This is a genomic window from Monashia sp. HAY1-5C (assembly GCF_056755255.1).
Window position 1 is genome coordinate 1 of record NZ_JBPGXG010000150.1, and the last position, 10,550, is coordinate 10,550.

Here is a 10,550-nt window from a genome sequence, read left to right on the forward strand (position 1 = left end):
TCGAACGACGGCGTCCGCCGGCTCACGGCCGGTCCGGCGTGAGCGAGGATGGGGTCGTGGACGCACATGCCTGGGACGAGCGGTACGCGGCGAGCGAGCTCGTCTGGTCGGTGGAGCCCAACCGGTTCGTCGCCGAGATCGTCGGGCCGCTCACGCCCGGCACCGCCCTCGACGTCGCGGCCGGCGAGGGCCGCAACGCGATCTGGATGGTGCAGCAGGGCTGGAGCGTCGTCGCCACTGACTACTCGCAGGTCGCCGTGGACCGGATGCGCACCCGGGCTGCCGACCTGCTCGGCGACGACGCATCGCGCCTGACGCCGCTCGTCGCCGACGCGACGACGAGCGCGCCGGGGGAGCCCGCCTCCTACGACCTCGTGCTCTTCTCCTACCTGCAGCTGCCCCGAGAGCCGATGCGCGCCGCCTTCTCGGCCGGCGTCGCGGCGGTGCGCCCCGGGGGTCATGTCGTCGTCGTCTGCCACGCGGGCCGCAACCTCACCGAGGGCTGGGGCGGCCCGAGCGCCCGCGAGGTGCTCCACGACCCCGACGAGGTGCTCGACCTCGTCGACGGGCTCCCCGTCGAGGCGGTCCGCTCGGGCATCAGGGTGCGGCCGGTGCAGACCGAGGACGGCCCGCGCGAGGCGCTCGACACCGTCGTCGTGCTGTCCCGGACCTGAGCAGGGACGCCCCGGGCGCGAGGCCGACCCCCGCCTCAGCTGGCCGGCTCAGCGACGTCCGTACCTCTTGTGCACCGCCTGCCGGCTGACGCCGAGGGCATCGGCGATCTCGGCCCAGGCCAGGCCGGCGACCCTGGCGCGCCGGACGACGGCGGCCTCGGTCCGGTCCGCAGCCCGTCGCAGCTCCCGCGCCGCCGCCAGGGCCACCCGTGGGTCGTCGTCACCCGTCGCGAGCGCGGTCCGCACCACGTCGTCCACCTCCACCCGTCCACCCCTTTGCGTCAACCTGCGTTGACGACGCTACGCCCGCTCGGCCAAGGCGTCAACCATGGTTGACGCCGATCCGGGGGTATGGACGCGCGTCGCGCGCCGGGGCACCATGGAGGAGCATCGAGGGGGTCGACATGGACGTTCAGACCGGGACCGAGCAGGTCGCGCCCGACCGCGGCGCGGACGACGCCGTGATGCCGGCCGGCCCGTCGACGGCCATCGCACCCGCGGACGGTCTTGCCGCCCACCTCGAGCGCGTCCGGGCGCACCGGGCCGAGCTGCGTGAGTCGGTGACCGCCGTCGGTGCGGCCCTCGAGTCCCCCCTGGCCCGCGGCGGGATGTGGCGTGAGCGGGTCCGGGCCGCCCTCGCCGAGCTGGCCCACGACTTCGACGACCACGTCCTGCTCACCGAGAGCAGCGGCGGCGCCTACGACCGTGCGGCGCACGCCGCCCCCCGACTGGCCGGGGTCGCCGGCCGGCTGCGGGCGGAGCACCCGGAGCTGCGCGACTGCATCCACGGCTACCTCGCCGTCCTCGAGCACGGCGGGACGATGGCCGACCTGCCGGTCTTCCGCGAGGAGGTCGGCGATCTCGTCGCGCGGCTCGTGCGCCACCGGAGCAAGGGCGACGACCTGCTCCACGAGGCCTACGACGTCGACCTCGGCGGCTCCGACTGAGGCGACCTACCTGCTTGGGAGAGTCTGCGGGAAAGCCCGTTCCGATACGCCGCCGGGTATCATCGTGGCGTTCCCGTCCTCGAGGAGGTCGCCCATGGAGCTCGACGCCGAGGAGATGAAGGCCGTCGTCAAGCGGCTCAACCGTGCCCAGGGCCAGATCGGCGGCATCGTGCGGATGATCGAGGAGGGCCGAGACTGCCAGGACATCGTCACGCAGCTCGCCGCCGTCTCCAAGGCCCTGGACCGCGCCGGGTTCGCCGTCATCGCGCTCGGCCTGCGCCAGTGCCTCGCCGACCCGGACAACGGCGAGATGGACGTCGAGACGATGCAGCGGCTGTTCCTCTCGCTGGCCTGACACCCGCCGATATCCGGTGGCCGGGCGTGGTCGGCCCCAGCAGGATGTCCGGCATGGCCCTGCAGCTCTCGCACACGACCGTCAACGCCCTCGACGCCCATGCCCAGTCGGTCTGGTGGGCCGACCTCCTCGGTTACCACGAGGACCCCGCCGACCCGAACGAGCCGGGCCACGAGGAGTGCATGATCTCCTCGCCGGACGAGTCGCACCGGCTCCTGTTCATCGAGGTCGAGGACGCCAAGCAGGTGCGCAACCGCGTCCACCTGGACCTGCGCCCCACCGACCGCCCGCGCGACGACGAGGTCGCCCGCGTCGAGGGGCTCGGTGCGACCGTCGTCCAGGACTGCCGCACCCCGGACGGCCGCGGCTGGGTCGTCATGGCCGACCCGGAGGGCAACGAGTTCTGCATCCTGCGCAGCGACGCCGAGCGGCGCGCCGCCGGCGACCTCTGACCGCGAGCGGTCGGCGACCTCTGACCGCGAGCGGTCGGCGACGCGTCAGCCCAACGGCCGCTCGAGGTCGGCCGGCTCGAAGCGCGGACGCAACGCGAACCCGGACACGCCGTCGCTGCTCGTGCGGGACGCGAGCACCTGGTGCAGCTGGATCTCGTTGCGCTCGAAGGAGAGTCGCGACCCGGCCAGGTAGAGTCCCCAGACGCGCGCCGTGCCGAGACCCGCGAGCTCGACGCACCGGTCCCAGTGCTTGGAGAGGTTGGCGTTCCAGGCTCCGGTCGTGCGGGCGTAGTGCTCGCGCAGGTTCTCGTGGTGGCGGACCTCGAAGCCCTCGTCCTCCATGACGCGCACGATGTCGCCCGAACCGGTCAGCTCGCCGTCGGGGAAGACGTACTTGTTGATGAAGCCGCGGACGGGAAGACCTGCATGGCGGTTGTCCGGCCGGGTGATGCAGTGGTTGAGCAGCCGGCCCTCGTCGCGCAGCCGCTCGCGCAGGAAGCGGAAGTAGGACGGGTAGTTGCGCACCCCGATGTGCTCGGTCAGCCCGATCGAGCTGATGGCGTCGAAGCCGCGCTCGGTGACGTCGCGGTAGTCGCAGTGCCGCACCTCGGCGCGCTCGGCCAGGCCCTCGGCGGCGATGGCCCGCTGCGCCCACGAGGCCTGCTCGCGCGAGAGCGTGACGCCGAGCGCCGTGACGCCGTAGTGGCGTACCGCGTGGCGCACCATGCCGCCCCAGCCGCAGCCGACGTCGAGCAGCCGCATGCCGGGCCGCAGCCCGAGCTTCTGGGCGACGAGGTCGTACTTGTAGGCCTGGGCCTCCTCGAGCGAGGCCGTCTCGGAGGGGTAGCACGCGCACGTGTACGTCATCGAGGGCCCGAGCACGAGCTCGTAGAAGTCGTTGGAGACGTCGTAGTGGTGGTGGATCGCCTCGGCGTCGCGGGCCCGGCCGTGGCGCAGCCCGTGCGCCAGCCGGCGCAGCTGACCCGGCGCCTCCTCGGGCGGGATCGGCGGCACGTGCGGGCGGTTCGCGCCGATGAGCCTGACCAGCTCGAGCGCGTCGCGGGCGCCGGGCCGCCGGGGGTGCAGGCCCTCGCCGAGCACGCGCAGCACCTCGTAGGGGTCGCCCTCGTCGATGCCGTCGATGACGAGCTCGCCGAGGAGGTAGGCCCGGGCCAGACCGAGGTCCCCGGGGGCCGTCACGAGATGGTTGAGGGCCTCGGGGCCGGTCAGCCGGACGACGAGCCCGTCGGGGCTGCCCCCGCTCGACCCGTCCCACGCGACGACCCGAACCGGCGCGTCCGCACCGTAGATCCGGTCGAACGCCTCGCCCACCGTCAGCGTCGTCATCCTGCTCGCACCGCCTTCTCGTAGAGGGTCGGGAGCCGACCCGCGGGGTCGTACCTGTTCTTGGCCTCCGTGTAGGCCGGGCCGCCGTAGAGGCGCGCGAAGGTCGCCTCGTCGTAGTAGGCGTCCGAGTAGAGGGACTTGTGGCCGCCGAGGCGCGTCACCTCGTCCTCGATGCGGCGGTTGACGTCGCCGTCGGACGCGCCGGGCTCGATCGGGACCGTCGACCAGAACCCGACGTTGACGTAGGGCTCACCCCGACGCATGGGGTAGAGCGGCCACGGCGTCGGCTCGGCGTCGGAGCGGCCCGGTGCGTCCGCGTCGGCGTCCGCGTCGGCGTCGGCGTCCGCGTCGCGCACCGACGCCTGGACGTCGCTGTCGCGCAGGCGGATCGGGCACAGCCACACCGGCTCGATCGGCACCTCGCGCAGGAACCAGTCGAGGAACTCGGCCGTGCGCGCGAGGGGGATCTCGACGTCCTGCACGACGCGCTCGCGCGGGGGCAGCCCCCGGAGCCGGTCGAGCCGGGCCATCGGGCGGTAGCGGTTCTCCAGGGCGACGATCTTCCAGTACACGTCGCTGCGCAGCAGGTGCCGGGGCCAGAGGCGGCGCACGGTCGGGACCTGGGCCCCGAAGGCCCGGCTGCACCAGAACCAGTCGGTGTCCCAGCGCCAGAGGTAGTCGTGGGCCGACAGCACGTCGGTGCGCCGGTGCTGGATCGAGCGGTAGTAGACCTGCTCGCCGGTGTAGTCGCTGGGTCGCGCGCCGTGCGGCACGTCGTCGGACCACCGGCCGAACGTCAGGTACGCCTCGCGCGGGCCGAACACGACGCCGTCGACGAAGTCGACCCGCTCGCCGGACCACACAGCGTCCGCCATGACGGTGCCGACCGCGTCGACGAGCGCCTCGACGCCGTCGAACCGCACGTGCCGCAGCAGGACCCACGGGTGCGCCTGCTCGAGCTCGATGACGAGGTCGAGCACGTAGCCGAGGGACCCGTAGGAGTTGGGGAAGGTGCGGAACAGCTCGGCGTGCTCGCCCTCGGGGGTGGCGGTCACTACCTCGCCGGCCCCCGTGAGGACCCGCATCTCCCGGACCGACTCGTGCGGGAGCCCGTTGCGGAACGAGGCCGCCTCGATGCCGAGCCCGGTGACGGCCCCGCCGATGGTGATGGTCCGCAGCTGCGGCACGACGAGCGGCACGAACCCGTGCGGCAGCAGCTCGTCGACGAGCTGCTCGTAGGTCGTGAGGCCCCCGACCCGCGCCGTCTGCGCCTCCGGGTCGACCTCGACGACACCGGTCAGGCCGGACAGGTCCAGACCCGGCGCCCCGGTCGGGGTGCGGGGTCGGAAGAGGTTGGACGTGCGCTTGGCCAGGCGCACCCGTGCGCCCGGCGGGATGGCCGCGTACGACCGCCGGGCGGCCTCGACGGCACGCTCGTGGTCGCGCCGCCGCTCGCTCGGTGCGGGACGCAGTGCCGGGGCGGTGACCTGACCGGTTGCCACGGTCCTACTCAAGCATGCTCGCGGGCCACGTGGCAGTCAGGCGCGTTCCCGTGTCGTCCCTCGGTCGTCACTCGCGGGCGAGGAGCGTGACGCCGAGGCCGACCATCATCGTGCCGCCCGCCGCACCGAGCCGGTCCAGGCGGGTCGGCTTGCGCGCGAACCAGTCGCGGGCCTTCGAGGCGGCCAGCGCCCAGACGCTGTCCGAGCACACCGCCATCGCCCCGAAGACGACGCCGAGCACCGCCATCTGCAGGCCGACGTGGCCCGCCGCGGTGTTGGTGAACTGCGGCAGGAAGGCGACGAAGAACAGGATGGTCTTGGGGTTGGTGACGCCGACGACGAACCCGACGCGCAGGGCGTGTCCGCGCTTGGCCGCGACCTGGGCCTCGAGCGCCTCACGCGCCTCGGCGCGGTGGCGGATCGCCTGGATGCCGAGCCAGATGACGTACGCCGCACCGGCGACCTTGACGACGCCGTAGGCGGTGGTGCTCGCGGCGACGACGGCCCCCAGGCCCACCGCGACGAGCAGCACCTGCGTCGTGACGCCGAGGGCGTTGCCGACGACCGACAGCAGCGCCTCGCGGCGGCCGACGGTCAGGGCTCGGCCGATGGTGAACAGCAGGCTCGGGCCCGGCACCTGGATGAACAGGAGCGAGGCGACGAGGAAGGCGATCCACTGGCTGGAGCTGGGCACCGACCCAGTGTGGGCCCGGGGCACCGATAACGACATGCGTTTTCCGCGGGCCGGACACTAGCGTCGGGCGCCATGACCGCACCCGCGCCGGACCGCACCGACCCGCCGCTCGCCGCCGACGAGGCGACCACCCTCCTCGCCTTCCTCGACTACCACCGCGACACCCTGCGCCGGAAGACGGCGGGTCTCACCGCCGAGCAGCTCGCGACCCCGCACCGGCCGTCGACGCTGACGCTCGGCGGCCTGCTCAAGCACGTCGCGCTCAACGAGGCCAGCTGGTTCGGACGGGTGCTGCACGGCCGGCCGATGGGCCAGCCGTGGGACTCCGCCGACTGGGACGCCGACCCGGACTGGGAGCTGACCTCGGCCGCGGACGACAGCCCGGAGGAGCTGCACCGGCTCATGGACGAGGCCGTCGGGACCGCCCGACGCCACATCGACGAGGCGCTCGCCGCGGGAGGCCTGGACCGGCTGTCGGTCGTGTCGTCGCACAAGGAGGGCCGCCAGTTCAGCCTGCGCTGGATCATCCTGCACATGATCGAGGAGTACGCCCGGCACAACGGCCACGCCGACCTCATCCGCGAGTCGCTCGACGGCGTCACCGGGGAGTGAGGCGGCGAGCCGCCCGTCAGGCCGATGCCGCCCGTCAAGCCGACGCCGCGCGGCGGAGGCAGAAGCGTTGGAGCGGCTCCGTGGGCAGCACGTCGGCGAGGTCGCGGTAGCGGGTGGCCGCGGAGGCGCGCCGGCCGGTGCGCCACTCGACGTCGGCCAGGGCGAGGGCGGCGTCACGGCTCGCGTAGGCGGGTGCCGCCTCTGCGAGGAGGGTCAGCTCGCGCTCGACGTCGCTCAGGGACGGCGCGTCACCCACGGCGTCGGCGCGTCCGGCGAGGTGGGCGTGCGCGGTGGCGGCCAGGCGCGCGACACGGACTGCGGGGGAGGGCCAGCGCTCCTCGAGCGCGCCGTAGAGCTGGACGATGCGGGGCCAGTCCGTCGCGTCGAACGTCGGTGCCGCCGTGTGCAGCCCGGCGATCACGGCCTCGATCGCAAAGCGTCCGTCGCCGCGGGTGGCGGCCGTGGCGTCGTCGAGCCCGGCCGCGACGAGGGCCCGGTCCCACCGGCGGCGGTCCACCTCGTCGAGGGCCAGGCCGGTGCCGTCCGCGTCGAGGCGACCGGGCCGGCGCGCGAGGCCCAGCCGGATGACGGCGCGCAGCCCCCGGACCTCGGGGTCGCCCGGGTGCTCGGCGACGAGCGCGTCGGCGATGGACAGGGCCTGGCGGCCGGTGTCCGCGAGGGCGTCGGCGGGGTCGAGGACGGTGCGGTGCGCGACGGTGAACATCCCGGACACGCAGGCGAGGACCACCGGCAGGCGGCGGTCCCGCTCGCTGGCGTCGGGCACGTGGAAGGTTCCCCGTGCGTCCGTCAGGGCCTTCTTCGCGCGGGTCAGCCGGGCCGCGGCCGCGGTGTCCTGGACCCCGAGGTGGCCGGCGATCTCGGGGACGGTGAGACCGCAGACGACGCGAAGGGCGAGGACCATGCGCGAGGCGGGCGACAGCGCCTCGTCGCAGGCGACGTAGAGCAGGGCGAGGCGGTCGTCGAGCCCCTCGCGGGCCAGGTCGTCGGTGTCCATGGCGGTGTGGTCGGCGGCGGCGTGCTGCGCGGTCGGGTCGGCCTCGGGACGCTCCTGCGGCGTGACGAGCTGCGGTGTGAGGCGGTCCAGCGCGGCGCGTCGACGCGTGTCGTCGAGCCAGGCCCGCTTGGCCACGGTCGTGCACCAGGCCGTCCACGAGTCGATGGACCTGCCGGTGCGCTCCTCGTGCTCGGCCGCGCGGGCGACCGCCTCGGCGGCGTACTCCTCCGCGTCGTCGAGGCTGCCGGTGAAGGAGGCGAGGGCGCGCACGACGCGCGGCCACGCCTCCTCGAACTCACCCGGCGCGAGCGGCACTCACATCCCTGTCGGGAAGACCTTGCGCCACTCGACGTGCCCCTCCGACGGCACGAGTGCCGCGATCCGGCGGGCGGTGTCCTCGTCGTCCGTCTCGACGAGGTAGAAGCCGGTGATGACCTCGGCGGTGTCGGTGAACGGGCCGTCGGTGTAGACGGCGTCCTCGGCCTTCCGGTCGCCGGAGCCGGGGGTCACGGTGCCCCCGTACCGCGAGTTCTGCAGGGCCGCGCCGCCGACGATGCGGGCGCCCATCCGGGCGACGGCCTCCTGGAAGGCGCGGTGCGCGGGGAACGACCCCTCGGCCTGGGCGGGGGCCTCCGCTGGGGCCTCGACGGTCGCGACGGCGGCGCCGCTCATGCTGCCCGTGCCGCTCGTGCCGCCCGTCGTGCCGGAGGGGGCGGACGGGTCCTTGTCGGCCGGGGCGCTCGAGTCCGGGGCCCCGGCGAGGAAGGCGTCGGAGTCCCAGTCGGGCTCGTGGATCAGGTAGGCGTACGTGTCGGTCATGGTGGGCTCCTCGTCGGTGCGGATGCGTGACGACCCTCGTCACATCATGCTGACGAACTCGACTCGGCGGAATCGACACGAGCCGTGGAGAAGTCTCCGGCCGTTCAGGCGCGCAGCTTCTGCAGGCGGGCGGCGAGGGACTCGCGCCGGTGGGCGTTGCCGTCGAGGGCGAGGTAGCGCTCGGCGAAGCGCTGCAGGAGGGCGTCGTCGAGGCGGCGGACCGCGCCGGGCGGGTACTTGTAGCCCATCCGCTCGGTGAGGTCGGCGCCGTCGTCGGGTCCGAGCACCTCCCTGAGCTGGTCGACGGACGTCACGCCGAGCTCGAGCAGCAGCCCCGAGATCCAGGTGTAGTGGTCGGCGCGGGACCAGCCGGCGTCGGTGTACCGGTGGGCGAGGAACTTGGCGAGGTCCTGCGCCGCGATGCCGGGGGCCGGGCGCTCGCCGGTGTCGGCCGGACGCGTCGGCAGCACCTTCTGCAGGCGCCCGCGGATGGCGGAGAACTCCCGGTCGGCGAGCTCGATGAGCCCGGCGGCGAGGGTGAAGCGGCGGTCGAGGTCGCTCGCGTGCTCCTCGGGGACGCTGCCCTTGTAGCGGATGTCGTGCTCGAACTCGGCCCAGGCGTGCTGCAGGACGGTCCGCACCTGGACCGACGCGTTCTGCCGGCCCAGCGACTCGTACTCACGGGGCACCGTGCGGCTCGCGTCGATGCCGACGAGCAGGTGCCGGCTGGCGTACCCGAACCGGCCCGAGCGGGCGGTCTCCTTGCCGAGATCGCGGTCGTCGAGGACGGCGAGCTCCTCCGCGAGCAGCTCGGCGACGGCTGTGACGTCGTCGGGCACGTAGGTGATGACGCGGACCCCGACGCCGTCGGTGATGTCCTCGAGCGGGTCGGGGTGGACGAGGCGGCCGTCGCGCCGTCGCTCGGCCTTGGCGGCGAAGGACTCGACGCTCTTGGTCCGCCCGGTGACGCTGAGGTAGTTGATGCCGGCGTCGTCGAGCAGGTCGCGCACGAGCTCGATGAACCGGTGCGTGGCCACCTCCAGCGCGGGCCGCCGCGCGGCGTACTCCTCGACGGCGGCGCGGATCTGCGGCGACGAGGCGGCCACCACCGCCGCGGCCGCAGCGGTGTCGTCGCTCGGGGCGGTCGCGGCGTTCGTGTCGGTGGCGTCGTTCGTGTCGGTGGCGTCGGTGGCGTCGGTGGCGTCGGCAGCGCCGGGGGCGTCTCCCGGGTTCGGGTTCGTCGGGGACATGCCGCCATCCTGCCCTGCCGGAGCGCCCGGAGCGCGCGGGCCACGACGGTCGTGCACCCAGGGCACCCGGTCGGTCGGGCCCCAGCCGTAACGGGCACCCCAGTGGCCCGGGACCAGCGCGCTGTCGGTCACGCCGTGGGCCGGGAACGCGCGGCCCGCGTCGTCGCGGTGCACGATCGCGCCGTCGAGGAACCATTCCTCACACCGGTTCGGGCTGCGGTCGACGTCGCGGCCGGGCAACTGGTCCGGTCGCGGCCGGCACGGGAAGTCGTGCGAGGGCACGATCCGGAACCCGAGCACCCGGAAGAGCCCGATGGCATCCCCCAGGCTGATCCCGAGGTCGCCGGCCTCGAGGCGCCCCACCCGCGACCGAGGGACCTGCAGCCAGCTCGCGAGCTGCCGCTGGCTGAGCCGGTGCACCCGACGGACGTGTCGCAGGGCGTCGCCGAACGCCTCGGCACCGAGGTCGAGGGGACTGCCGACGGGGCTCGCGGGGCGCGGGCTGCTGGAGCTCATGTCCGTACCCTGACGCGGGCCTGAGCTGGCCACCCTTGGGCTCGGCCCGGCCTGTGGACGCCATGAGGTGACCAAGGAGGATGTGGACGACGGCATGGCGGCTGGCAGCGACCCGAACCTTCGCCACGTGCCTGTGTACCGCACCCGCGGCGAGTCGGAGGTGCCCCTCCGGCCGCTCAGCATTGCTCCGCGTGCCGAGCCATGGTGGTGAGGGGGCGGTTGCCGGGCAGGGCGAAGGGCGAGCGGAGCGGTTCCGGGAGTTCCCCCGGGCGCTCAGCATTGCTCCGCGTGCCGAGCCATGGTGGTGGAGGGGGTTGCAGGGCAGGGGGACTGTCTCTTATACACATCTGACGCTGCCGACGACGGA

Annotated in this window: 12 protein-coding genes; 5 read left to right on the top strand and 7 right to left on the bottom strand. The window is 73.9% G+C overall.

Translation table 11 applies throughout. The annotated features are described in order from the left end of the window. The first annotated feature begins 56 nt into the window (after positions 1-56). Entirely contained in the window at positions 57-674 is a 618-nt protein-coding gene (locus ACR9ZK_RS18290; RefSeq protein WP_481343388.1) for a class I SAM-dependent methyltransferase, read from the top strand. A 48-nt stretch (positions 675-722) separates the two neighbouring features. Here the strand turns inward: ACR9ZK_RS18290 and ACR9ZK_RS18295 are convergent, their stop codons facing one another. After that, positions 723-959: an ECF-type sigma factor gene (locus tag ACR9ZK_RS18295; protein ID WP_481343389.1), complete on the bottom strand. Its 237-nt coding sequence runs from the start codon at positions 957-959 to the stop codon at positions 723-725. 119 nt (positions 960-1,078) lie between these two features. Between ACR9ZK_RS18295 and ACR9ZK_RS18300 the strand changes: the two genes are divergently transcribed. The 3 genes from ACR9ZK_RS18300 (at position 1,079) to ACR9ZK_RS18310 (ending at position 2,428) form a co-directional block, all read left to right on the top strand. Continuing rightward, complete coding sequence (locus tag ACR9ZK_RS18300; protein WP_481343390.1) at positions 1,079-1,621, top strand: hypothetical protein; 543 nt, start codon at positions 1,079-1,081, stop codon at positions 1,619-1,621. A gap of 94 nt (positions 1,622-1,715) precedes the next feature. After that, complete coding sequence (locus ACR9ZK_RS18305) at positions 1,716-1,976, top strand: metal-sensitive transcriptional regulator (protein ID WP_481343391.1); 261 nt, start codon at positions 1,716-1,718, stop codon at positions 1,974-1,976. Positions 1,977-2,029: 53 nt separating this feature from the next. Beyond that, entirely contained in the window at positions 2,030-2,428 is a 399-nt protein-coding gene (locus ACR9ZK_RS18310; protein WP_481343392.1) for a VOC family protein, read from the top strand. Positions 2,429-2,473: 45 nt separating this feature from the next. Here ACR9ZK_RS18310 and ACR9ZK_RS18315 read toward each other — a convergent pair whose 3' ends face one another. From ACR9ZK_RS18315 to ACR9ZK_RS18325, 3 genes are all read right to left on the bottom strand, one after another. Further along, positions 2,474-3,775, bottom strand: a complete 1,302-nt coding sequence (locus tag ACR9ZK_RS18315; RefSeq protein WP_481343393.1) for a class I SAM-dependent methyltransferase — start codon at positions 3,773-3,775, stop codon at positions 2,474-2,476. Then, positions 3,772-5,277 carry an FAD-binding oxidoreductase gene (locus tag ACR9ZK_RS18320; protein ID WP_481343394.1) on the bottom strand — a complete coding sequence of 502 codons (1,506 nt, stop codon included), beginning with the start codon at positions 5,275-5,277 and terminating at the stop codon, positions 3,772-3,774. The genes ACR9ZK_RS18315 and ACR9ZK_RS18320 overlap by 4 nt, the downstream gene beginning before the upstream one ends. Before the next feature lie 67 nt (positions 5,278-5,344). Beyond that, positions 5,345-5,971, bottom strand: a complete 627-nt coding sequence (locus tag ACR9ZK_RS18325; RefSeq protein ID WP_481343395.1) for a LysE family translocator — start codon at positions 5,969-5,971, stop codon at positions 5,345-5,347. A 72-nt stretch (positions 5,972-6,043) separates the two neighbouring features. Between ACR9ZK_RS18325 and ACR9ZK_RS18330 the strand changes: the two genes are divergently transcribed. Further along, positions 6,044-6,583 carry a DinB family protein gene (locus ACR9ZK_RS18330; protein ID WP_481343396.1) on the top strand — a complete coding sequence of 180 codons (540 nt, stop codon included), beginning with the start codon at positions 6,044-6,046 and terminating at the stop codon, positions 6,581-6,583. A 34-nt stretch (positions 6,584-6,617) separates the two neighbouring features. On the opposite strand, the gene ACR9ZK_RS18335 is transcribed toward ACR9ZK_RS18330, so the two are convergent. From ACR9ZK_RS18335 to ACR9ZK_RS18345, 3 genes are all read right to left on the bottom strand, one after another. Continuing rightward, positions 6,618-7,913, bottom strand: coding sequence for a DUF6596 domain-containing protein (locus ACR9ZK_RS18335; RefSeq protein WP_481343397.1), 1,296 nt, complete (start codon positions 7,911-7,913; stop codon positions 6,618-6,620). Beyond that, positions 7,914-8,417, bottom strand: a complete 504-nt coding sequence (locus ACR9ZK_RS18340) for a YciI family protein (RefSeq protein WP_481343398.1) — start codon at positions 8,415-8,417, stop codon at positions 7,914-7,916. A 104-nt stretch (positions 8,418-8,521) separates the two neighbouring features. Continuing rightward, the gene (locus ACR9ZK_RS18345) at positions 8,522-10,183 is read right to left on the bottom strand and encodes a helix-turn-helix domain-containing protein (RefSeq protein ID WP_481343399.1); all 1,662 of its coding nucleotides are present in this window, start codon (positions 10,181-10,183) and stop codon (positions 8,522-8,524) included. Positions 10,184-10,550: the final 367 nt, after the last annotated feature.